The sequence below is a fragment of the Pseudomonas sp. JH-2 genome (assembly GCF_036231725.1).
GTDB classification, from domain to species: domain Bacteria; phylum Pseudomonadota; class Gammaproteobacteria; order Pseudomonadales; family Pseudomonadaceae; genus Pseudomonas; species Pseudomonas delhiensis.
Genome location: NZ_JAZAQP010000006.1, coordinates 79,976 through 102,778, shown reverse-complemented (window position 1 = coordinate 102,778; position 22,803 = coordinate 79,976). Strand labels below are relative to the sequence as shown.

The 22,803-nt window shown below is 68.0% G+C and carries 19 protein-coding genes and 5 tRNA genes; 21 read left to right on the top strand and 3 right to left on the bottom strand.

Features of this window, described 5'->3' with window-relative positions:
* Window positions 1-2: 2 nt before the first annotated feature.
* From astD to VV867_RS06210, 12 genes are all read left to right on the top strand, one after another.
* Window positions 3-1,466, top strand: a complete 1,464-nt coding sequence (gene astD, locus VV867_RS06265; RefSeq protein ID WP_328565880.1) for a succinylglutamate-semialdehyde dehydrogenase — start codon at window positions 3-5, stop codon at window positions 1,464-1,466.
* A complete protein-coding gene (astB, locus tag VV867_RS06260; protein WP_328565879.1) occupies window positions 1,466-2,812 on the top strand; it encodes an N-succinylarginine dihydrolase in 1,347 nt (448 codons plus the stop codon). The genes astD and astB overlap by 1 nt, the downstream gene beginning before the upstream one ends.
* Before the next feature lie 5 nt (window positions 2,813-2,817).
* Window positions 2,818-3,099, top strand: a complete 282-nt coding sequence (locus VV867_RS06255; protein ID WP_275627340.1) for a GTPase — start codon at window positions 2,818-2,820, stop codon at window positions 3,097-3,099.
* Window positions 3,100-3,150: 51 nt separating this feature from the next.
* A complete protein-coding gene (astE, locus tag VV867_RS06250) occupies window positions 3,151-4,149 on the top strand; it encodes a succinylglutamate desuccinylase (protein ID WP_328565878.1) in 999 nt (332 codons plus the stop codon).
* Between the two features lie 320 nt (window positions 4,150-4,469).
* Window positions 4,470-5,474: a low-specificity L-threonine aldolase gene (gene ltaE / locus VV867_RS06245; protein ID WP_109931941.1), complete on the top strand. Its 1,005-nt coding sequence runs from the start codon at window positions 4,470-4,472 to the stop codon at window positions 5,472-5,474.
* Window positions 5,475-5,595: 121 nt separating this feature from the next.
* Window positions 5,596-8,220, top strand: coding sequence for an alanine--tRNA ligase (gene alaS / locus VV867_RS06240; protein WP_328565877.1), 2,625 nt, complete (start codon window positions 5,596-5,598; stop codon window positions 8,218-8,220).
* A gap of 100 nt (window positions 8,221-8,320) precedes the next feature.
* Entirely contained in the window at window positions 8,321-9,556 is a 1,236-nt protein-coding gene (locus VV867_RS06235) for an aspartate kinase (protein WP_089391823.1), read from the top strand.
* 185 nt (window positions 9,557-9,741) lie between these two features.
* Window positions 9,742-9,927 carry a carbon storage regulator CsrA gene (gene csrA, locus VV867_RS06230; RefSeq protein ID WP_003085981.1) on the top strand — a complete coding sequence of 62 codons (186 nt, stop codon included), beginning with the start codon at window positions 9,742-9,744 and terminating at the stop codon, window positions 9,925-9,927.
* Between the two features lie 61 nt (window positions 9,928-9,988).
* Window positions 9,989-10,079, top strand: a tRNA-Ser gene (locus VV867_RS06225).
* A 109-nt stretch (window positions 10,080-10,188) separates the two neighbouring features.
* Window positions 10,189-10,265 (top strand) — tRNA-Arg (locus VV867_RS06220).
* A gap of 101 nt (window positions 10,266-10,366) precedes the next feature.
* Window positions 10,367-10,443: transfer RNA gene (locus VV867_RS06215), tRNA-Arg, on the top strand.
* Between the two features lie 101 nt (window positions 10,444-10,544).
* Window positions 10,545-10,621, top strand: a tRNA-Arg gene (locus VV867_RS06210).
* A 71-nt stretch (window positions 10,622-10,692) separates the two neighbouring features.
* Here VV867_RS06210 and bamE read toward each other — a convergent pair.
* Complete coding sequence (gene bamE / locus VV867_RS06205; RefSeq protein WP_328565876.1) at window positions 10,693-11,202, bottom strand: outer membrane protein assembly factor BamE domain-containing protein; 510 nt, start codon at window positions 11,200-11,202, stop codon at window positions 10,693-10,695.
* Between the two features lie 323 nt (window positions 11,203-11,525).
* Between bamE and mgtE the strand changes: the two genes are divergently transcribed.
* Window positions 11,526-12,968: a magnesium transporter gene (gene mgtE, locus VV867_RS06200; RefSeq protein WP_328565875.1), complete on the top strand. Its 1,443-nt coding sequence runs from the start codon at window positions 11,526-11,528 to the stop codon at window positions 12,966-12,968.
* Window positions 12,969-13,080: 112 nt separating this feature from the next.
* Here the strand turns inward: mgtE and amrZ are convergent, their stop codons facing one another.
* Complete coding sequence (gene amrZ, locus VV867_RS06195; RefSeq protein WP_009620783.1) at window positions 13,081-13,410, bottom strand: transcriptional regulator AmrZ; 330 nt, start codon at window positions 13,408-13,410, stop codon at window positions 13,081-13,083.
* A 449-nt stretch (window positions 13,411-13,859) separates the two neighbouring features.
* Between amrZ and phnN the strand changes: the two genes are divergently transcribed.
* On the top strand, window positions 13,860-14,432 hold the full coding sequence (phnN, locus tag VV867_RS06190; protein ID WP_328565874.1) for a phosphonate metabolism protein/1,5-bisphosphokinase (PRPP-forming) PhnN: 573 nt from the start codon (window positions 13,860-13,862) through the stop codon (window positions 14,430-14,432).
* Here phnN and VV867_RS06185 read toward each other — a convergent pair.
* Window positions 14,407-14,892, bottom strand: coding sequence for a GNAT family N-acetyltransferase (locus VV867_RS06185; RefSeq protein ID WP_328565873.1), 486 nt, complete (start codon window positions 14,890-14,892; stop codon window positions 14,407-14,409). The genes phnN and VV867_RS06185 overlap by 26 nt on opposite strands.
* A 105-nt stretch (window positions 14,893-14,997) precedes the next feature.
* Here VV867_RS06185 and VV867_RS06180 point away from each other — a divergent pair.
* The 7 genes from VV867_RS06180 to VV867_RS06150 all read left to right on the top strand — a co-directional run bounded on the left by VV867_RS06180 (window position 14,998) and on the right by VV867_RS06150 (window position 22,744).
* Window positions 14,998-15,072 (top strand) — tRNA-Arg (locus VV867_RS06180).
* A gap of 24 nt (window positions 15,073-15,096) precedes the next feature.
* Entirely contained in the window at window positions 15,097-15,975 is an 879-nt protein-coding gene (locus VV867_RS06175; protein ID WP_328565872.1) for a LysR substrate-binding domain-containing protein, read from the top strand.
* A 556-nt stretch (window positions 15,976-16,531) separates the two neighbouring features.
* Window positions 16,532-17,593: a putative 2-aminoethylphosphonate ABC transporter ATP-binding protein gene (locus VV867_RS06170; RefSeq protein WP_328565871.1), complete on the top strand. Its 1,062-nt coding sequence runs from the start codon at window positions 16,532-16,534 to the stop codon at window positions 17,591-17,593.
* A 1-nt stretch (window position 17,594) separates the two neighbouring features.
* Entirely contained in the window at window positions 17,595-19,307 is a 1,713-nt protein-coding gene (locus VV867_RS06165; protein ID WP_328565870.1) for a putative 2-aminoethylphosphonate ABC transporter permease subunit, read from the top strand.
* A 74-nt stretch (window positions 19,308-19,381) separates the two neighbouring features.
* Window positions 19,382-20,404, top strand: a complete 1,023-nt coding sequence (locus tag VV867_RS06160) for a putative 2-aminoethylphosphonate ABC transporter substrate-binding protein (RefSeq protein WP_275627333.1) — start codon at window positions 19,382-19,384, stop codon at window positions 20,402-20,404.
* Between the two features lie 90 nt (window positions 20,405-20,494).
* Window positions 20,495-21,625 carry a TIGR03364 family FAD-dependent oxidoreductase gene (locus VV867_RS06155; protein ID WP_328565869.1) on the top strand — a complete coding sequence of 377 codons (1,131 nt, stop codon included), beginning with the start codon at window positions 20,495-20,497 and terminating at the stop codon, window positions 21,623-21,625.
* A 99-nt stretch (window positions 21,626-21,724) separates the two neighbouring features.
* The gene (locus VV867_RS06150) at window positions 21,725-22,744 is read left to right on the top strand and encodes a transporter (RefSeq protein ID WP_275627331.1); all 1,020 of its coding nucleotides are present in this window, start codon (window positions 21,725-21,727) and stop codon (window positions 22,742-22,744) included.
* Window positions 22,745-22,803 lie beyond the last annotated feature (59 nt).

Below are 22,803 nucleotides of genomic sequence, written 5' to 3'. Positions count from 1 at the left end.
AGATGACTACCCACTACATCGCCGGCCAGTGGCAGGCGGGCGAGGGCGACGCCCTGGAATCCCTCGACCCGGTCAGCCAGGCCGTGGTCTGGAGCGGTCGCGCCGCCAACGCTGCGCAGGTCGGCGCCGCCGTGGCCGCCGCCCGTGCCGCCTTCCCGGCCTGGGCGCGGCGCCCGCTGGAGGACCGCATCGCCGTGCTGGAAGCCTTCGCCGCCGCCCTCAAGGCGCGCGGCGACGAGCTGGCCCGGGCGATCGGCGAGGAGACCGGCAAGCCGCTGTGGGAAGCCACCACCGAGGTCACCAGCATGGTCAACAAGGTGGCCATCTCGGTCCAGGCGTACCGCGAGCGCACCGGCACCAAGAGCGGCCCGCTGGCCGACGCCACTGCCGTGCTGCGCCACAAGCCCCACGGGGTGGTCGCGGTGTTCGGCCCCTACAACTTCCCCGGCCACCTGCCCAACGGCCATATAGTGCCGGCGCTGCTGGCCGGCAACGCGGTGATCTTCAAGCCCAGCGAGCTGACCCCGAAAGTCGCCGAACTGACCCTGCGCGCCTGGATCGACGCCGGCCTGCCGGCGGGCGTGCTCAACCTGGTGCAGGGCGCCCGCGACACCGGCGTGGCCCTGGCCGGCCATGCGGGCATCGACGGCCTGTTCTTCACCGGCTCCAGCCGCACCGGCAACCTGCTGCACAGCCAGTTCGGCGGCCAGCCGCAGAAGATCCTGGCGCTGGAGATGGGCGGCAACAATCCGCTGATCGTCGATGAAGTGCGGGACGTGGACGCCGCGGTCTACACCATCATCCAGTCCGCCTTCATCTCCGCCGGCCAGCGCTGCACCTGCGCGCGGCGCCTGCTGGTGCCCGCCGGTGCCTGGGGCGACGCCCTGCTGGAGCGCCTGGTGGCGGTGAGCGCGAGCATCAAGGTCGGCCGCTTCGACGAACAGCCGGCGCCGTTCATGGGCTCGGTGATCTCCCTGGCCGCCGCCGAGCACCTGCTCAAGGCCCAGGAACACCTGCTGGCCAATGGCGCCGTGGCCCTGCTGGCCATGTCCCAGCCGCTGGAGGGCGCGGCCCTGCTGACCCCCGGCATCCTCGACGTGACCGCCGTGAGCGAGCGCCCGGACGAGGAATTCTTCGGCCCGTTGCTGCAGGTCATCCGCTACGCCGGTTTCGACGAGGCCGTGCGCGAGGCCAACGCCACCCAGTACGGCCTGGCCGCCGGCCTGCTGTCGGACTCCCGCGAGCGCTTCGAGGGCTTCCTGCTGGAGAGCCGCGCCGGCATCGTCAACTGGAACAAGCAACTGACCGGCGCCGCCAGCAGCGCACCCTTCGGCGGCATCGGCGCCTCCGGCAACCACCGTCCCAGCGCCTACTACGCCGCCGACTACTGCGCCTATCCGGTGGCCTCGCTGGAAAGCGAAAGCCTTGCCCTGCCTGCAACCCTGACTCCGGGAGTGAGCCTGTGATGACCGCCCATGAAATGAACTTCGACGGTCTTGTCGGCCCGACGCACAACTACGGTGGCCTGTCCTACGGCAACGTCGCCTCGCAGAGCAACAGCCAGGTGGCGTCCAACCCGAAGGAAGCCGCCAAGCAGGGCCTGGCGAAGATGAAGGCGCTGATGGACATGGGCTTCAAGCAGGGCGTGCTGGCCCCGCAGGAACGCCCGGCCGTGGCCTCGCTGCGGGCCCTCGGCTTCAGCGGCAGTGACGCCGAGGTGATCGCCAAGGCGGCCAGGGAAGCCATGCCGCTGCTCGCCGCGGTCAGCTCGGCCTCGTGCATGTGGACGGCCAACGCCGCCACCGTCAGCCCCAGCGCCGACACCGCCGATGGCCGCGTGCATTTCACCGCCGCCAACCTCAACTGCAAGTTCCACCGCTCCATCGAGCACCCGGTCACCAGCCGTATCCTCGGCGCCATGTTCCGCGACGAGAAGCACTTCGCCCACCACCCGGCGTTGCCGGCGGTGGCGCAGTTCGGCGACGAAGGCGCGGCCAACCACACGCGCTTCTGCAAGGGCTACGGGGAGGCCGGCGTGGAGTTCTTCGTGTTCGGCCGCAGCGCCTTCGACAGCCGCTTCCCTCAGCCTGCGCGCTACCCGGCGCGGCAGACCCTGGAAGCCTGCCAGGCGGTGGCCCGCCTGCACGGCCTGGGCGAGGAGGGCGTGGTCTACGCCCAGCAGAACCCGGCGGTGATCGACCAGGGCGTGTTCCACAACGACGTGATCTCGGTGGGCAACGGCGAGGTGCTGTTCTACCACCAGGACGCCTTCCTCGACACCGACAGGGTGCTGGCCGAGCTGGACGCCAAGCTGGCCCGCCGCGGCGGCCGCTTCCAGGCGGTGCGGGTGCCCGCCGACCAGGTCGCGGTGGAGGACGCGGTGCGTTCCTACCTGTTCAACAGCCAGTTGCTCAGCCGCGCCGACGGCAGCATGCTGCTGATCGTCCCGGAAGAGTGCCGGCAGAACGAGCGCGTGTGGCGCTACCTGTCGCGCCTGACCGCCGAGGGCGGGCCGATCCATGAGGTGAAGGTCTTCGACCTCAAGCAGAGCATGCAGAATGGCGGCGGCCCGGCCTGCCTGCGCCTGCGCGTGGCGCTCAACGAGGCCGAGCTGGCCGCGGTGAACCCGGGCGTGGTCATGACCCCGGCGCTGTACGACACCCTGGTGGCCTGGGTCGACAAGCACTACCGCGACCGCCTGTCCGAAGCCGACCTGGCCGACCCGCAACTGCTGGTGGAATGCCGGACGGCATTGGATGAACTGAGCCGGATCCTTAAACTGGGCTCCGTCTACCCCTTCCAGATGAGTTGAACATCATGACCACCGAAAGCCTTCCGCTGATCCTCGAAGACGCCACCGGCGCCCGCCGCGAGACCCACAGCGCCCGCCTGGCCATCCGCCTGGAAGGCCGCGAGCTGTGGCTGGAGGCCGACGGCAAGGGCGGCCTGCTGATCTACGCCGAGTCCTTCGAGGAGGACACCGAGGTGCCGCTGCTGGTGGTCCGCCCGCAGGCGGTCAACCAGCTCAGCCTGAGCCTGGAGCTGGAGGCCGCCGAAGTCCACGAACATGGTCCAGACTGTGGATGTGACCATCACTGATCGCAGGGGCCGCCGCCCGCAGGTGCCGGCGGCCAACCGGGAGACCCGCGCATGCTAGCACTGGGCAAGCTGCTCGACCTGACCCTCGTCGGTCGCGAGCCGACCGAGAAGATCCAGCTCACCGCCGACGGCACGCGCCTGCACTGGCTGGCCGAGGGCGCCCTCGAGGTGACCCCCGCCAGCGGCCGCGACAACGGCCTGGACCTGCTGCTCTCGGCTGGCATCCACGGCAACGAGACGGCGCCCATCGAGCTGCTCGACCGCCTGGTCCAGCGCATCGCCCGCAGCGAGCTGAAGCCGGCGGCGCGCCTGCTGTTCCTGCTCGGCAACCCGGAGGCCATGCGCCGCGGCGAACGCTACCTGGAGCAGGACATCAACCGCCTGTTCTGCGGCCGCCACGAGGACGGCAGCGGCAGCGAGGCCCTGCGCGCCGCCGAGCTGGAGCGCCTGGCCGCGGCCTTCTTCGCCCGCGACGGCCGCCAGCGCCTGCACTACGACCTGCACACGGCCATCCGCGGCTCGAAGATCGAACAGTTCGCCCTCTACCCCTGGAGCGAGGGGCGCGAGCATTCCCGCACGGAACTGGCCCGGCTGCGTAGCGCCGGCATCGACGCGGTGCTGCTGCAGAGCAAGACCGGCATCACCTTCAGCTCCTACACCTATAGCCGCCTGGGTGCCGAGGCCTTCACCCTGGAACTGGGCAAGGCACGGCCCTTCGGGCAGAACCAGGTGGTCAACCTGGGCCGCCTGGAGGGGCTGCTGCAGGTGCTGGTCGACGGCACCGAGGCGCCGGCCGGGGAGGGCGGCCTGGACGGCCTGCAACTGTTCGCCGTTTCCCGCGAGGTGATCAAGCACAGCGACCACTTCCGCCTGCACCTGGACGACGCCGTGGACAACTTCACCGAGCTGGACCACGGCTACCTGCTCGCCGAGGACATCGGCGGCACCCGCTGGATCGTCGAAGAGAAGGGCGCCCGCATCATCTTCCCCAACCCGCGGGTGAGAAACGGCCTGCGCGCGGGCATCCTCGTGGTGCCCACCAAGCTCTGAACCACGGCGCCGCTCCGGCCCCATGCCCACCTCTGGCCCTACCTGCAGGAGCGCGCCCTGCGCGCGATTCGCGGACAGAGTCCTACGGTTCCAGGGCGGCACGGATGTAGGAGCAACTGTCTTGCAGGCTGCGCCGCCTCTTTCCAACCCGTAGGGCGCATAACGCCTACGGCGTTATCCGCCGCGGCCGACGGGCACCGGCGTTCCGGCCAACGGCGGATAACCGCGAACGGTTATCCGCCCTACGAACAGCCGTCCTTGTTCCGGGGCTGGCAAGCGCATAGCATCGGGCTCTTTCCCCGCTTTCCAGGAGCCCCGCCATGTCCGTCATCGACCTTCGCAGCGACACCGTCACCCTGCCCAGTGCCGGGATGCGCGAGGCCATGGCCCGGGCCGAGCTGGGCGACGACGTCTATGGCGAGGACCCCACCGTCAACCGCCTGGAGGCCATCCTGGCCGAGCGCCTGGGCTTCGCCGCCGCGCTCTTCGTGCCCACCGGCACCATGAGCAACCTGCTCGGGCTGATGGCCCACTGCGGCCGCGGCGACGAGTACATCGTCGGCCAGCAGGCCCACACCTATAAATACGAGGGCGGCGGCGCCGCGGTGCTGGGTTCGATCCAGCCGCAGCCCATCGAGGGTGAGGCCGACGGTTCGCTGGACCTGGGCAAGGTCGAGGCGGCCATCAAGCAGGACGACTTCCACTTCGCCCGTACCCGCCTGCTGGCCCTGGAGAACACCATGCAGGGCAAGGTCCTGCCGCTGGCCTACCTGGCCGCCGCCCGCGAGCTGACCCGTCGCCGCGGCCTGGGCCTGCACCTGGACGGCGCGCGCCTGTACAACGCGGCGGTGAAGCTGGGCGTGGACGCCGGCGAGATTACCCGCCACTTCGATTCCGTCTCGGTGTGCCTGTCCAAGGGGCTGGGCGCGCCGGTGGGCTCGGTGCTGTGCGGCAGCGCCGAGCTGATCGGCAGGGCCCGGCGCCTGCGCAAGATGGTCGGCGGCGGCATGCGCCAGGCCGGCGGCCTGGCCGCGGCCGGGCTGTATGCGCTGGACCACCAGGTAGAGCGCCTGGCCGAGGACCACGCCAATGCCGAGACCCTCGGCCGCGGCCTGGCGGAGCTGGGCTACGCCGTCGAGCCGGTGCAGACCAACATGGTCTACGTCGGCATTGGCGAGCGCGCCGAAGCCCTGCGCGGCTTCCTCGGCGGGCGCGGCATCCGCGTCAGCGCCGCCCCGCGCCTGCGCCTGGTCACCCACCTGGACGTGAAAACGGCGGACATTCCCCGTATCGTCGAGGCTTTCGCCGCCTTTCGTCGCGACTGACTAGGATGGAAGCACAATAGCTGCCATCTATCGTACAAACACACTGTACCCGGTACGCAGGGCCGATATAATGCGGCCCTTTGCCGGCGATTCGTGGCCGCATTTTTCCGTGGAAGAACCTATGAAAAGCGCTGAAATCCGTGAAGCCTTCCTCCGCTTCTTCGAAGAGAAGGGGCATACCCGCGTAGCGTCGAGTTCGCTGATTCCGGCGAACGACCCGACCCTGCTGTTCACCAACGCCGGCATGAACCAGTTCAAGGACTGCTTCCTGGGCCTGGAGAAACGCGCCTACACCCGCGCCACCACCAGCCAGAAATGCGTGCGCGCCGGTGGCAAGCACAACGACCTGGAAAACGTCGGCTACACCGCGCGCCACCACACCTTCTTCGAAATGCTGGGCAACTTCAGCTTCGGCGACTACTTCAAGCGCGACGCCATCCACTACGCCTGGGAATTCCTGACCTCGGACAAGTGGCTGAACCTGCCCAAGGAAAAGCTCTGGGTCACCGTCTACGCCAGCGATGACGAGGCCTACGACATCTGGACCAAAGAAGTCGGCGTGCCGGCCGAGCGCATGGTGCGCATCGGCGACAACAAGGGCGCTCCCTACGCCTCCGACAACTTCTGGGCGATGGGCGACACCGGCCCCTGCGGCCCCTGCACCGAGATCTTCTACGACCACGGCGCCGACATCTGGGGCGGCCCGCCCGGTTCCCCGGAAGAGGACGGCGACCGCTACATCGAGATCTGGAACAACGTGTTCATGCAGTTCAACCGCACCGCGGACGGCGTGATGCACCCGCTGCCGGCGCCGAGCGTGGACACCGGCATGGGCCTGGAGCGCATCAGCGCGGTGCTGCAGCACGTCCACTCGAACTACGAGATCGACCTGTTCCAGAGCCTGCTGAAAGCCTCCGCCGAGGCCATCGGCTGCGCCAATGACGACGCGCCGTCGCTGAAGGTGGTCGCCGACCACATTCGTTCCTGCAGCTTCCTCATCGCCGACGGCGTGCTGCCGTCCAACGAGGGCCGCGGCTACGTGCTGCGCCGCATCATCCGCCGCGCCTGCCGCCACGGCAACAAGCTGGGCGCCAAGGGCAGCTTCTTCCACAAGATCGTCGCCGCGCTGGTTGGCGAGATGGGCGAGGCCTTCCCCGAGCTGAAGCAGCAGCAGGCGCACATCGAGCGCGTGCTCAAGACCGAGGAAGAACAGTTCGCCAAGACCCTGGAGCAGGGCCTGAAAATCCTCGAGCAGGACCTGAGCGAACTGAAAGGCAGCGTCATCCCCGGCAACGTGGTGTTCAAGCTGTACGACACCTACGGCTTCCCGGTGGACCTGACCAACGACATCGCCCGCGAGCGCAGCCTGACCCTCGACGAGGAAGGCTTCGAGCGCGAGATGGAGGCCCAGCGCGAGCGCGCCCGTTCGGCCAGTGCCTTCGGCATGGACTACAACAGTCTGGTGAAGGTCGACGGCGACACCCGCTTCCTCGGCTACCAGGGCGTTTCCGGCGCCGGCCAGATCATCGCGCTGTTCAAGGACGGCAAGGCCGTCGAGAAACTCAACGAAGGCGAGGAGGGCGTGGTCGTCCTCGACCAGACGCCGTTCTACGCCGAATCCGGTGGCCAGGTCGGCGACTGCGGCACCCTGTCCGGCGCCGGCGTGCGCTTCGACGTGCGCGACACCACCAAGGCCGGCGGCGCCCACCTGCACCACGGCATCGTCGCCCAGGGCAGCCTGAGCGTCGGCGCCGCGGTCAAGGCCGAGGTCGACGCCTCGGTGCGCCAGGCCACCGCGCTGAACCACTCGGCCACCCACCTGCTGCACGCCGCGCTGCGCCAGGTACTGGGCGATCACGTGCAGCAGAAAGGCTCGCTGGTCGACAGCCAGCGCCTGCGCTTCGACTTCAGCCACTTCGAGGCCATCAAGTCCGAGCAGCTGAAGCAGTTGGAAGACATCGTCAACCGCGAAATCCGCGCCAACAGCGAAGTTGAGACCGAAGAGACCGACATCGAAACCGCCAAGGCCAAGGGCGCCATGGCGCTGTTCGGCGAGAAGTACGGCGACCAGGTGCGCGTGCTGACCATGGGCGGCGGCTTCTCCGTCGAGCTGTGCGGCGGCACCCACGTCGGCCGCACCGGCGACATCGGCCTGTTCAAGATCACCAGCGAAGGCGGCGTGGCCGCCGGCGTGCGCCGCATCGAGGCGGTGACCGGCGCGGCCGCGCTGGCCTACCTGAACGGCGCCGAAGAGCAGCTCAAGGAAGCCGCCGGCCTGGTCAAGGGCAGCCGCGACAACCTGCTGGACAAGCTCTCCGGCCTGCTCGAGCGCAACCGCCAGCTGGAGAAGGAACTGGAGCAGCTCAAGGCCAAGGCCGCCAGCGCCGCCGGTGACGACCTGGCCGGTTCCGCCGTGGACGTGGCCGGGGTGAAAGTGCTGGCCGCGCGCCTCGACGGCCTGGACGGCAAGGCGCTGCTGGCGCTGGTCGACCAGTTGAAGAACAAGCTGGGCAGCGGCGTGATCCTGCTCGGCGGCGTGCTCGAGGAAAAAGTGGTGCTGGTGGCCGGGGTGACCCAGGACCTCAGCGCCAGGCTCAAGGCCGGCGACCTGATGAAGCAGGCCGCGGCGGCCGTGGGCGGCAAGGGCGGCGGTCGCCCGGACATGGCCCAGGGCGGCGGCACCGACGCCGGCAAGCTGGACGAGGCCCTGGCCCTGGCCAAGGCCTTCGTCGAACAGGGCCGGTAAGCACCGGCAAGGCCAGGCCCGCGGCGCGCCCGGCGGGCCTTGGCAAGGGGCAGCGATGCCTGTCTAATGGGCGCCCTTCAGGAATCAGGCGGCTTTTGAAATGGCTTTGATCGTACAGAAGTTTGGAGGGACCTCCGTCGGCACCGTCGAGCGTATCGAGCAGGTGGCCGAGAAGGTGAAGAAGTTCCGCGAGGCGGGGCATGACATCGTGGTGGTGGTCTCCGCCATGAGCGGCGAAACCAACCGCCTGATCGGCCTGGCCAAGCAGGTCATGGAGCAGCCGGTTCCGCGCGAACTGGACGTCATGGTCTCCACCGGCGAGCAGGTCACCATCGCCCTGCTGAGCATGGCCCTGATCAAGCGCGGTGTGTCGGCGGTTTCCTACACCGGCAACCAGGTGCGCATCCTGACCGACAGCGCCCACACCAAGGCGCGTATCCTGAGCATCGACGACGCCAACATCCGCAGCGACCTCAAGGCCGGCCGCGTGGTCGTGGTCGCCGGTTTCCAGGGCGTGGACGAGCACGGCAACATCACCACCCTCGGCCGCGGCGGCTCCGACACCACCGGCGTGGCCCTGGCCGCGGCGCTGAAGGCCGACGAGTGCCAGATCTATACCGACGTCGATGGCGTCTACACCACCGACCCGCGCGTAGTGCCGCAGGCCCGCCGACTGGACAAGATCACCTTCGAGGAAATGCTGGAAATGGCCAGCCTCGGCTCCAAGGTGCTGCAGATCCGCTCGGTGGAGTTCGCCGGCAAGTACAATGTTCCGCTGCGCGTGCTGCACAGCTTCCAGGAGGGTCCGGGCACCCTCATTACCCTTGATGAAGAGGAATCCATGGAACAGCCGATCATCTCCGGCATCGCCTTCAACCGCGACGAAGCCAAGCTGACCATCCGTGGCGTACCGGATACCCCCGGGGTGGCCTTCAAGATCCTCGGGCCGATCAGTGCCGCGAACATCGAAGTCGACATGATCGTGCAGAACGTCTCGCACGATAACACCACCGACTTCACCTTCACCGTGCACCGCAACGACTACCTGGCGGCCCTGGAAATCCTCAAGCAGACCGCCGCCAACATCGGCGCGCGCGAAGCCACCGGCGATACCAACATCGCCAAGGTCTCCATCGTCGGCGTCGGCATGCGTTCCCACGCCGGCGTCGCCAGCCGCATGTTCGAGGCGCTGGCCAAGGAGAGCATCAACATCCAGATGATCTCCACCTCGGAAATCAAGGTGTCGGTGGTCATCGAGGAAAAATACCTGGAGCTCGCGGTACGTGCCCTGCACACCGCCTTCGAGCTGGATGCCCCAGCCCGCCAGGGCGAGTAAGACGGCATCATGCAAAAGGCGCGGCTCATCCCGCGCCTTTTGTCGTTTTTGACCGGGCCATCGGAACTTTCATTCCGCGTGGACTGGTCAATACTTGGGTGAAGGAGCACACACTTGATTTTCAGTGGCTCTGCCGCCATTTCTTTTTTGCAGACTGCTTATCCGAAACACGAAAGGAGAAAGGAATGCTGATTCTGACTCGCCGGGTCGGAGAGACCCTGATGGTTGGTGATGACGTCACTGTGACCGTACTGGGCGTCAAGGGAAATCAGGTGCGCATTGGCGTGAATGCGCCGAAGGAAGTCGCTGTCCACCGCGAAGAGATCTACCAGCGCATCCAGAAAGAGAAAGACCAAGAACCAAACCATTAATTTTTCTAAAAAAATTCCTTTGCAAACGGGGAAAACATGGATATCATGCGCCCCGTGTTGCGGAGAGGTGGCCGAGTGGCCGAAGGCGCTCCCCTGCTAAGGGAGTACACCTCAAAAGGGTGTCGGGGGTTCGAATCCCCCCCTCTCCGCCATTTGCACATTCTGGTGCGAATGACGCGTCAGGTAGCTAAGCTACTGAAAAGATTGAAAAATCTGTTTGACACGTCTGAAAGTTAGGACTAGAATCTGCGCCCCATCAGCGCACTCATAGCTCAGCTGGATAGAGTACTCGGCTACGAACCGAGCGGTCGGAGGTTCGAATCCTCCTGAGTGCGCCACTACACAGGCGGTACGCGAAAGCGGACGCCAGCAGCGACGAAAGGCCTCGGCCCAAGGTGCTGCACCAGTTGGTGAACCTGGCTAAACTGCACCAACCAGCGCACTCATAGCTCAGCTGGATAGAGTACTCGGCTACGAACCGAGCGGTCGGAGGTTCGAATCCTCCTGAGTGCGCCACTACACAGGCGGTACGCGAAAGCGGACGCCAGCAGCGACGAAAGGCCTCGGCCCAAGGTGCTGCACCAGTTGGTGAACCTGGCTAAACTGCACCAACCAGCGCACTCATAGCTCAGCTGGATAGAGTACTCGGCTACGAACCGAGCGGTCGGAGGTTCGAATCCTCCTGAGTGCGCCATCTACCGAAAGGGCCTGCAGCAATGCAGGCCCTTTTTCTTTGCCCCCGATTTTTCAGGCCCGGGCTCAGGCTCAGCGCCGCTGGCGCGCCGCCTTGCCCTGCACGCAGCCGAACTCGTCGAAGGTCACCGTGCGCCTGCCCTGGCCGGGCCTGGCGTCGTAGTGGTAGCGCTGCCGCTCGTCCAGCTGGCTGACGCGGTCCGGGCGGCCGAAGGCGCTTTCCACGTCCGCGCGGGTCATGCCGGTGCGGATGCGCTTCTGCAGGATCGCGGTGCGCCTTTCCCGGTCGTCGAGCTGGTTGCCGCAGCCGTCCTCGCGCTCGCCGACCACTACCGTCCCGCCGCCACCCGGGGCCGCCTGCCGGCGCGCCGGTTCCTGGCGGGCGAGGGGCACCGGCTTGCCGCTGCCCGGCGTCGGGTTGTGCGCCCGCTGCCGGCTTTGCGCCTGGCCCGGCGGGCAGCCATGCTGGTGGAAGCCGATACGGCCATCGGCGGCCTCGCAGCGGAACAGCGTGGCGGCAGGGCTGTCCATTGCCATGAGGGCGAGCAGCGGGAGCAGGCAGTGCAGGGGCGGCAGGCGCATTTCCGATCCTCCGTGACAGGGCTGCATGCAGCCTATCCCGCCTGGCCTTCGCGAAATTTCCGGGTGTCTCGACAGCTTTTTCCGGCGTCAGTGATAGCGAGTGAAGTCACCCTCAACTTTGTGCCGCAAGCGATTGTTCTAGCCGCTATTTTGTAACGCTGAACAGGCTGCGGAGTGTTATCATTTCCCCTATCTGCCCGACATGGGCGCGTGGGCACACCACCATGGACTTACCCAGTAGTTACCCAGAACCCCGATTGCCTCAACACGACCTGATGTTTTGAGCCCCCGTGCGCGCTCCGCCGCTGGGGGTGGAGCGTGCTATGACCGAAGTAGAAGCCAAGAAGCCGCAGGAAAGCCTGCAGGACCGCCTGAACCAGGTGGTCGAGCTGCTGAACAAGCACAAGCTGGTCGAAGACCTGGCGCACCGCCAGGAAGGCCAGCACCAGGACCTCGTCGAGAACCTGGTGCACCGGCAGAACCTCGCCGAGCTGCAACGCAAGCTCGATGACCTGCACCCCGCCGACATCGCCCACATCCTCGAATCGCTGCCGCTGGGCGACCGCCTGACGGTCTGGCAGCTGGTCAAGGCCGAGCGCGACGGCGACATCCTCCTGGAAGTATCCGACGCCGTCCGCGAGACGCTGATCGCCGACATGGACGATCACGAGATCCTCGCCGCGGCCAAGGAAATGGACGCCGACGAACTCGCCGACCTCGCGCCGGAACTGCCGCGCGACGTGGTCCACGAGCTGATGGAAAGCCTCGATGCGCAGCAGCGCGAGCGCGTGCGCTCGGCGTTGTCCTACGAGGAAGACGAAGTCGGCGCGCTGATGGACTTCGAGATGGTCACCATCCGCGACGACGTCAGCCTGGAAGTGGTGCTGCGCTACCTGCGCCGCCTGAAGGAGCTGCCGGGGCATACCGACAAGCTCTTCGTGGTCGACTACGACGGCCTGCTCAAGGGCGTGCTGCCGATCAAGCGCCTGCTGGTCAACGACCCGGACAAGCAGGTGGCCGAGGTCATGGCCACCGACCCGGTGACCTTCCAGCCCGACGAGGACGGCTACGACGCCGCCCAGGCGTTCGAGCGCTACGACCTGATCTCCGCTCCGGTGGTGGACAAGAACGGCAAGCTGATCGGCCGCCTGACCATCGACGAGATGGTCGACCTCATCCGCGAGGAAAGCGAGACCGAAGTGCTGAACATGGCCGGTCTGCGCGAGGAGGAAGACATCTTCGCCTCGGTGTGGAAATCGGTGCGCAACCGCTGGACCTGGCTGGCCACCAACCTGATCACCGCCTTCGTCGCCTCGCGGGTGATCGGCCTGTTCGAAGGCTCCATCGAAAAACTGGTGGCGCTGGCCGCGCTGATGCCGATCGTCGCCGGCATCGGCGGCAACTCGGGCAACCAGACCATCACCATGATCGTCCGCGCCATGGCCCTGGACCAGATCCAGACCAGCAACGCCACGCGCCTGCTGCGCAAGGAACTGGGCGTGGCGCTGGTCAACGGCCTGGTCTGGGGCGGGGTGATAGGCGTCGTGGCCTTCTACCTCTACGGCAACTGGGAGCTGGGCGTGGTGATGACCGCGGCCATGACCCTCAACCTGCTGCTGGCGGCCTTCGCCGGGGTGATGATCCCCATGACCCTGCTGCGCCTGGGCCGCGACCCGGCCATGGGCTCCAGCGTGATGATCACCGCCATGACCGACAGCGGCGGCTTCTTCATCTTCCTCGGCCTTGCCACGCTGTTCCTGATGTAGGCCCGCCGTGGCCGTGAGAAACCGCCTTCGGGCGGTTTTTGCGTTTCAGGGGCGCAGGTTTCGCGGGCATGAAAAAGCCGGCGCGTGGCCGGCTTCTTCGGTACTGCTGGGCTCAGGCGTTGCTGGCCATTTCCGCATCGTGGGCGATCAGGGCGATCAGCGCATTCTGCTGGCGGTGGGTCAGCTGGCGGAAGCGCTGCAGCAGCTCGCGCTCGTGCAGGCTCAGCTCGGGGCTGTCCAGGCGGATGCCGAGGTTGTCCTGCAGGGCGCCCTCTTGCAGCAGGCTCTGCTCCAGGCGGGCGATGATTTCCGAGTTCATGCTGCGGTGGTGATTGCGGGCGACCTCGGCGATACGCTCGCGCATGCCTTCGGGCAGACGGACGACGAACTTGTCGGCGGTGCGACTGGAGTAGCTTGGGGTTGCCTGTTTCAATGGGCGCATACATTAAACCTGTAAGTCAGGGAAACGGTGCCAAGGGGTCTGTGTTCGAGTCCCTATGACAGCGAAATCCGTTGGCCGTTCAGCGCAAGGGCAGTAATCAGGTGGCCGACCAATTACTTGACGTCAATTCTGCGACGTATTCTGCGTTGCATGGAGGCTAAATGCCAGCACCAATCGTCCGAAATGCGAGTCGATCTGCATACTTTCTTTCGATTGGCACGTGGCCCATGGGACCTATTGCCTCAGATTAGCTCAAGTCCCTGGCCCCCGGCTGCCATTGCGCCATCATCCGACCACCAGCACGGGCAATGGTTCACGGGGGCGCGGATGATGGCACAGCTTCGCCCGTCGCGCAGGGCCGGGGCGGCAACTTTCGTCCTTCCGCGCCGCCGCCGCGCGGGTATCATACGCAGCGTCCGCGCCCCGGGTGGCGCGGTGCAGAGACGAGCATGAGCGGCAAGTTGATCTATCTGATGGGCCCCTCGGGCTCGGGCAAGGACAGCCTGCTCCAGGCCGCGGCGGCGCCGCTGGCCGGGCGGGGCGGGCACGTGGTGCGGCGGGTGATCACCCGCTCCGCCGAGGCCCGCGGCGAGGACGCCGAAGCGGTGACCCCCGAAGTCTTCGAGCGCCTGGAGCGCAATGGCGCCTTCGCCATGAGCTGGCGGGCCAACGGCCTGTGCTATGGCATCCCGCGGCAGATCGACGACTGGCTGGCCCGCGGCCACGTGGTGCTGGTCAACGGTTCGCGCGGGCACCTGGAGCAGGCGCGGCGTCGCTACCCCGGCCTGCTCGCGGTGCTGCTGCAGGTCGCCCCCGAGGTGCTGCGCCAGCGCCTGGTCGCCCGCGGGCGGGAAACGCCGGCGCAGATCGAGGCGCGCCTGGCGCGCAATGCCGCCTTCGCCGCGGGCCTGGCGCCGCCGCTGCGGGTGCTGGACAACTCCAGCAGCCTGGACACCTGCGTGCGTGGCCTGCTGGCGCTGGTGGACGAAGCCGCGGTCAGTGCAGCGGCAACGCCAGGCTGACGCCGTGGGCGGCGAAGCCCATGGCGGCGTAGAAGCGGTGCGCGGCTTCGCGATCCAGGTGGCTGGACAGCGCCAGCTTGTAGCAACCCCACTCGCGGGCCCGCTGCGCGGCCCTGCCGATCAGCGCCTGGCCGATGCCCTGGCCGCGGGCGCGGTTGTCCACCACCATGTCTTCCAGGACCGCGGAGCGGGCGAAGCCATGGGCGAGGTGCTCGATCAGGTTGAGGGTGCAGGTGCCCAGCAGGCGCCCCTCGCGCTCGGCGACCAGGACCACGCGCCTGGGCTCCGGAGTTTCCAGGCGCAGGGCGAGCAGGGCGACGTCCAGCGCCGGCTCGTCCGCGTCGAGCTGCTGCAGCAAGGGCGCCAGGGCGGCGGCATCGGCGGCGCTGGCGACGCGCACCTCGAAGGTGGCGAAGGGCGAATCGGGGATCAGGGTGTGGACATTGTGCTGCTCGCTCATGCGGGCCTCCGCTGCTGGTGTGAAATCCACGCCGTGGCATGACAAATGCCTCGACGCTGGTTAACATGCCCACCCGGTCCCGGCGGCAGCCGCGGACCCAGGCGTGTCCCCATAGTTCAAGGGATAGAATAAGCCCCTCCTAAGGGCTAGATACTGGTTCGAATCCAGTTGGGGACGCCACCCCTTCCCGGAGCAGCCCGAGCGATGCTGAGCGCCGAACTCAAGGCCTTCTACATGGTGGCGCGCCTGGGCAGCATCACCCAGGCGGCGAAGAAGCTCGGCCTCAGCCAGCCGACGGTGACCACGCAGATCCGCAGCCTGGAAGGCCAGTACGCCGTAGAGCTGTTCTACCGCGGCGGCCGCCGCCTGACCCTCACCGACGAAGGCGCGCGCCTGCTGCCCATGGTCCAGGCGCTGCTGCAGCAGGAAGCGGACATCGAGTTCTTCCTGCGCAACTGCGGGCAGATGCAGGGCAGCCTGCGCATCGGCGCCACCTCTCCCTACTACGTGCTTGGGCTGATCAAGGCCTTCCGCGAGCGCTACCCGCAGATCGAGGTGTCGGTGGAGATCGGCAACTCGCAGCAGGTGCTGGAGGCCCTCTACGAATGCCGGGTGGACCTGGCGGCCTCGTCGCAGCCGGTGGAGGACGCGCGGCTGATCCACCTGGTGCTCGGCCGCGACCCGCTGGTGCTGGCGGTGCACCGCAGCCATCCGCTGGCGGCGCAGCGCGCGGTGGCCCTGGGCGAGCTGCGCAACCACTGCCTGCTGATGCGCGAGGCCGGCTCTACCACCCGCGAGCTGACCGAGAAGCTGTTGCGCGAATCCGGCGTGGCGCCGGCCTCGATGCTGGAGATCGGCAGCCGCGAGTCGATCCGCGAGGCGGTGATCCGCAACCTCGGGGTGAGCATCATCGCCCGCCAGGAAGTGCCGGATAACCCCGAGCTGCGCGTGCTGGAGCTGCAGGGCGCGCCGCTGATCGACGAGTACCTGTTCTGCCTGAAGGAACGCCGCCAGGCGCGCCTGACCAGCGCCTTCCTGGCCCTGGCGCGGGAGTTCGCCGAAGGGTTGGCGCCCATCTCGTAGGGCTCCGCCCGCGATGCCATGCGCGCCGGCCTTGCCGGCGCAATCGCGGATGAATCCGCTCCTACGACCGTGCTTCCTGGAACCGTAGGAGCAACTGTCTTCTGGGCTCCGTCGTTCGCGGGAGTGACTGGATCGAAATTCGCGTCTCCCATCTCGCCCCATTGTAGGAGCGGGCCCTGCCCGCGAATCGCGCGCAGGGCGCGCTCCTACAGGGGAATGGCGTGGGTGGGGCAGCGTAGGAGCGGACTCCGTCCGCGATTGGCTTTCAGGATGACGCCGGATTTCCCGGCAGCTCCGGACGGCTCCCTCTCCCGCTTGCGGGAGAGGGCTGGGGAGAGGGAGCGGAACCACGCCCGGCACCGATGTGCCGGCCAACGGCGGATAACCGCGAACGGTTATTCGCCCCACGAAAAGCCCCTCGGCATCGCAAATCTGCCTATACCGCTATCGGCACAGTTGTGCCCACCGCAACAGAGCCTTCGCATTCCTTCCCTAGCATGGCCCTCCATCGAGCCCCGTGGTCTTTCGCCGCGGGCCAGCTGCAAGAGGTTCCGCCATGCACGACTCCCTTCCCACCGGCACGCCACTGCAGGTGCGCGACATGCACAAGCGCTTCGGCCAGTTCGCCGCCCTCGATGGCGTGTCGCTGGACGTCAAGGGCGGCGAGCTGGTCTGCCTGCTCGGTCCGTCCGGCTGCGGCAAGACCACGCTGCTGCGCTGCATCGCCGGCCTGGAGCGCCAGGACGGCGGCGCCATCCACATCGGCGCGCGCGACGTCTCGCGCCTGCCGCCCCAGGCCCGCGACTACGGCATCCTGTTCCAGTCCTACGCGCTGTTCCCCAACCTCAGCGTCGAGCAGAACGTCGCCTACGGCCTGACCGGCGCCAGCCGCGAGGAAGCGCGCCGGCGCGTGGCCGAGATGCTCGAACTGGTGGGCCTGGCCGGCAGCGAGAAGAAGTACCCCGGCCAGCTCTCCGGCGGCCAGCAGCAGCGCGTGGCCATGGCCCGCGCGCTGGCCCCGGCGCCGTCGCTGCTGCTGCTCGACGAGCCCATGTCGGCGCTGGACGCCCGGGTGCGCGAGCACCTGTGCGGCGAGCTGCGCCAACTGCAGAAGAACCTGGGCATCACCACCCTGATGGTCACCCACAACCAGGACGAGGCCATGCTGATGGCCGACCGCATCGCGGTGATGAACCACGGCAAGGTCGAGCAGTACGGCAGCGCCCAGGAGATCTACGGCGCCCCGGCCACGCCCTTCGTCGCCGAGTTCGTCGGCCAGGGCAACTGGTTGCCCTTCGAACGTGGCGCCGATGGTTTGGCGCGGGTCGGCGGGCTGAGCCTGCGCCTGCACGGCGAGCGTGCCAATGCCACGCGCGGGCGGCTGTTCTGCCGCCCGGAGGCGATCGGCATCAACCCGATGGTGCACCAGGAGAACCTGTTCCGCGCCCAGGTCCGTGAGATCACCTTCCTCGGCAACCGCTGCCGCATGAGCTTCGAGCTGCGCGAGCTGCCCGGCCACGCGCTGCTGGCCGAGCTGGCCCCGGAGCAGATGCCGCGCCTGGGCAGTGCGGACATCTGGGTGTCGCTGCCGCCGCAGAGCCTGCAGGTGTTCGCCTGAGATGGATGCGGTGATGAAACTCGACCAGACCCTGGCCGCCGGCCGGGCCCGCGGCGACCTCGGCGACCGCCTGTTCATCCTCGGCGGCAAGCTGCTGCTGCTCGCCCTGCTGGCCCTGGCCGTGCTGCTGCCGCTGCTGGCGATCTTCTGGCGCGGCTTCAGCGGCGAGGCGGGGCAGGGCGGAGGCCTGGCGGCCATGGCCGAGCTGCTGGCCAGCGCCAACTTCCACTGGCTGCTGGGCAACAGCCTCAAGGTCTCGCTGAGCGTGGCGGCTATCGTGGTGCCGCTGGCCTACGGCTTCGCCTATGCGCTGCAACGCACCCTGATCCCGGGCAAGGGCCTGTGGCGCGGCATTTCCCTGCTGCCGCTGCTGGCGCCGTCGATGCTCCCGGGCATCGCGCTGATCTACCTGTTCGGCAACCAGGGCCTGCTGCGCGCCTGGGTGCCGGACAACGTCTACGGCTACTGGGGCATCGTCCTCGGCGAGGCCATCTACACCTTCCCCCACGCGCTGATGATCCTGCTTTCGGCGCTGTCGCTGGCCGACGCGCGGTTGTTCGACGCCGCCTCCAGCATGGGCGCCAGCCCCTGGAAGGCCTTCCGCAGCATCACCTGGCCGGCCTCGCGGCAGGGCGTGTTCGCCGCCTTCTGCCTGGTGTTCACCCTGACCATCACCGACTTCGGCGTGCCCGTGGTGGTCGGCGGCGACTACCAGGTGCTGGCGCTGGAAGCCTACAAGGCGGTGGTCGGCCAGCAGCAGTTCGGCCGTGGCGCGCAGATCGGCATGCTCCTGCTGCTGCCGGCGCTGCTCAGCTTCGCGGTGGACGCCTGGCTGCGCCGCCGCCAGGGCGACTCGATGAGCGGCCGCGCCCAGGTGTTCCAGCCCAAGCCCTCGCGCCGCCGCGACGGCGCCTACCTGGCGCTGGTGCTGCTGGTCAGCGCGGTGATCCTCGGCGTGCTGGGCATGGCCGTGTATTCCTCGCTGGTGAAGTTCTGGCCGTACAACCTGTCGCTGTCGCTGCGCCACTACGCCTTCGAGGAAACCGCCGGCGGCGGCTGGCTGGCCTACCGCAACAGCCTGACCCTGGCCACCTGCACCGCGCTGTTCGGCGGCCTGCTGATCTTCAGCGGCGCCTACCTGATCGAGAAGACCCGCGAGCAGGCCTGGCTGAACCAGCTGCTGCGCATGCTCAGCTTCGTGCCCATGGCGGTGCCGGGGTTGGTCCTGGGCCTGGGCTACGTGTTCTTCTTCAACCTGCCGGGCAACCCGCTGCACGTGTTCTACGGCAGCCTGACCCTGCTGGTGGTGTGCACCATCGCCCACTACCTGACCACCGCGCAGATGACCGCCACCACCGCGCTGCGCCAGCTCGACGGCGAGTTCGAGGCCGCCGCGCTGTCGCTGAAGATGCCGCTGTGGCGCCACTACCTGAAGGTGACCCTGCCGATCTGCCTGCCGGCGCTGCTGGACATCGTCCGCTACCTGTTCGTCTCGGCGATGACCACGGTGTCGGCGGCGATCTTCCTCTACAGCCCGGACAGCATCCTCGCCGCCGTGGCGGTGCTGAACATGGACGACGCCGGCAACGTCGGCGGCGCTGCCGCCATGTCCACGCTGATCCTGCTCACCTCTGCCGCCGCCTCGATCCTCCTGGCCCTGGCCTCGCGCGGCCTGCTGCGCCGGTCCCAGGCCTGGCGCCGGGGCGGGCACTGAATTCCCACGACCCACGTTGCACCTGACCGTCACCCCCGCGAACGCGGGGGCCCAATAAACAGAAGGAGCGCACCATGTTCAAACGCCTCGCCCTCGCCGCCGCCGTACTGGCCGGCATCAGCCTGCACGCCAGCGCCGCCACCGAACTGACCGTCTACACCGCGCTGGAGCCGGAACAGCTGAAGGCCTACAAGGAAGCCTTCGAGAAGCAGAACCCGGACGTCGAGATCAAGTGGGTGCGCGACTCCACCGGCATCGTCACCGCCAAGCTGCTGGCCGAGAAGGACCGCCCGCAGGCCGACGTGGTCTGGGGCCTGGCCGCCTCCAGCCTGGCCATCCTCGACCAGCAGGGCATGCTCGAGCAGTACGCGCCCAAGGACCTGGCAGCGATCGGCAAGAACTACCGCGACCCGGCCAACCCGCCGGCCTGGGTGGGCATGGACGTGTGGGCCGCGACCATCTGCTTCAACAGCGTGGAGGCCGAGAAGCAGGGCCTGTCGAAGCCCATCAGCTGGCAGGACCTGACCAAACCCGAGTACAAGGGCAAGATCGTCATGCCCAACCCGGCGTCCTCCGGCACCGGCTTCCTCGACGTTTCCGCCTGGCTGCAGACCTTCGGCGAGAAGCAGGGCTGGGCCTACATGGACCAACTGCACGAGAACATCGGCCAGTACGTCCACTCCGGTTCCAAGCCGTGCAAGCTGGCCGCCGCCGGCGAGTTCCCGATCGGCATCTCCTTCGAGTACCCGGCCGTGCAGCTCAAGCGCCAGGGTGCGCCGCTGGACATCGTCCTGCCCAAGGAAGGCCTGGGCTGGGAGATCGAGGCCACCGGCATCGTCAAGGGCACCCAGCACCTGGACGCGGCGAAGAAGCTCGCCGACTTCTCCGCCAGCCCCGCCGCCATGGAGCTGTACAAGGAAAACTTCGCCGTGCTGGCCCAGCCGGGCATCGCCAAGCCGCAGACCGAGCTGCCGGCGGACTACGAGCAGCGCCTGATCAAGAACGACTTCGCCTGGGCCTCGAAGAACCGCGACGCCATCCTGGCCGAATGGCGCAAGCGCTATGACGGCAAGTCGGAGAAGGTGGCGCAGCAGTAAGCGCGAGGCAGAGGAGAGCACCTCTCCCCAACCCTCTCCCTGAAGGGAGAGGGTTGGGGAGAGGGGCTCTTCGATCCCAGGAACACACCCATGCACAACCACCACACCGACATCGCCATCATCGGCGCCGGCATCCTCGGCCTGTCCCATGCTTACGCCGCCGCCCGCCGTGGCCTGCGCGTACGCGTGTTCGAACGCACCGCCACGCCGCTCGGCGCCTCCATCCGCAACTTCGGCCAGGCCCTGGTCGGCGGCCAGCCGCCGGGCGTCATGCTCGACCTGGCCCGTGCCAGCCGCCCGCTGTGGGCCGAGTGGGCAGAGCGCGCCGGCTTCGCCATCCGCCGCAACGGCTCGCTGCTGTTCGCCCGCACCGAGGCCGAGGAAGCGCTGCTGGAAGCCTTCTGCACCGGCCGCGCCAAGGAACACGGCTACCGCGCCGAACTGCTCCGCGGCAAGGCCCTGGACGCGCTCTACGACGGCGTCTTCAGCCAGCACCGCGCGGCCCTGCATAGCCTCGACGACCAGCAGCTGTACTCCCGCGAGGCGCTGCCGGCGCTGATCGACTGGCTGCGCCGCGAGCTGAAGGTGGAGTTCCATTTCTCCACCCTGGTCCGCGACATCGAGCCGGGCCTGCTGCGCACCACCGCCGGCGAATTCCGCGCCGGGCAGATCCTGGTCTGCTCCGGGCACGACTACCAGACCCTCCTGGCCGATCAGTTGGCCGCGCTGAAGCCGCAGGTCTGCCGCCTGCAGATGCTGCTCGCCCGCCCCGAGCGCGACCTGGGCCTGGGCCACGCGCTGCTCACCGGGTTGAGCTGCGTGCACTACGGCGCCTTCGCCGACCTGCCGGAGGCCGAGGCCATCCATCGGCAGATCCGCCGCGAGGCACCGGCGCTGGAGACCCATGGCATCCACCTGTTGATCAGCCCGACGCCCCATGGCGAGCTGATCATCGGCGATTCCCACGACTACGGCAGCGATGCCGCACCCTTCAACGCCGAGGCGGTGGACCGCCTGCTGCTCGACCTGGCCGAGGACACCCTGGGCATGCGCGTCGAGGTGGTCGAGCGCTGGCAGGGCGTGTACGGCGCGCGCGGCCCGGCGCCGTTCTCGGTGCTGCAGGTGGCGGCGGGAATCAGCGCGGTGCTGATGCACACCGGCGTGGGCATGAGCGTGGGGCCGGCGCTGGGCGAGCGGACCATCGCCGGGCTGTTCGGCTGAGGCGCCCGTCATCGTCCTGTAACCGGACCGTCACGCCGGCCTGCTAAGCAGGAAGGTCGCCGGCCCGGCCCAGGGCGATGCCACCTTCAGCGAGCGCGCATGAACCAACGTTTCACCCAGGACCCCTGGGATTCCGACCTGTTCGGGCTGCTCTACGGCTTCCGCTTCCACCCCGGGCAGCGCGGCCAGGAACTGGACTCCAGCGCCGCCCTGCGCTGGCTGGAAGCGCCGGGGGAGGGCGAGGACTTCGTCTGGCTGCACCTGAACCTGGCCCACGCGGCCTGCGAGCGCTGGATGAAGGGCCACCTGGAGCTGCCCGAGACCTTCTTCGAGACCCTGCGCGAAGGCTCGCGCTCCACGCGCATCGAGCACGTCGACGCGGCCCTGCTGGCGGTGGTCAACGACGTGGTGTTCAACTTCGGCAGCGTGTCCTCGGACGTGGCCACCTTGTGGGTCTGCGCGCGCCGCCGCCTGCTGGTCACCGCGCGCATGCAGCCGCTGCGCTCGGTGGACCGCCTGCGTTCCTCGGTCAAGCATGGCGAGTGCTTCCGCTCGCCGCTGGAGCTGCTGGTGCACCTGCTGCGCGACCAGGGCGACATCCTTACCCAGATCGTCCGCGAGACCACCGTGGGCGTGGACCGCATCGAGGACCGCCTGCTGTCGCAGAACCTCTCCGACAACCGCGCCGACCTGGGCGCCATGCGCCGCGTGCTGGTGCGCCTGCAACGCCTGCTGGCGCTGGAGCCGGGCTCGCTGCTGCGGTTGCTCAACCGCCCGCCGGACTGGCTGCAGGAGGCCGACGTGCGCGACCTGCGCGAGGCCACCGAGGAATTCTCCCTGGTGATCAGCGACCTCACTTCCCTGGGCGAGCGCATCAAGTTGCTGCAGGAAGAGATAGCCGCGCAGCTCAACGAACAGAGCAACCGTACCCTGTTCACCCTGACGGTGGTCACGGTGCTGGCGCTGCCGATCAACATAGTCGCCGGCTTCTTCGGCATGAACGTCGGCGGCATTCCCCTGGCGGAGAACCCCCACGGCTTCTGGCTGCTGGTGATGCTGGTGGCCAGCTTCACCCTGCTGGCCTGGCGCTGGGCCTTCCGCAAGCGCAACGACGGTTGAGCTGTCACGCGGCTGACACCGGCGCGACATAGGCTGGCGCGACACGCATCCCGCCAGCG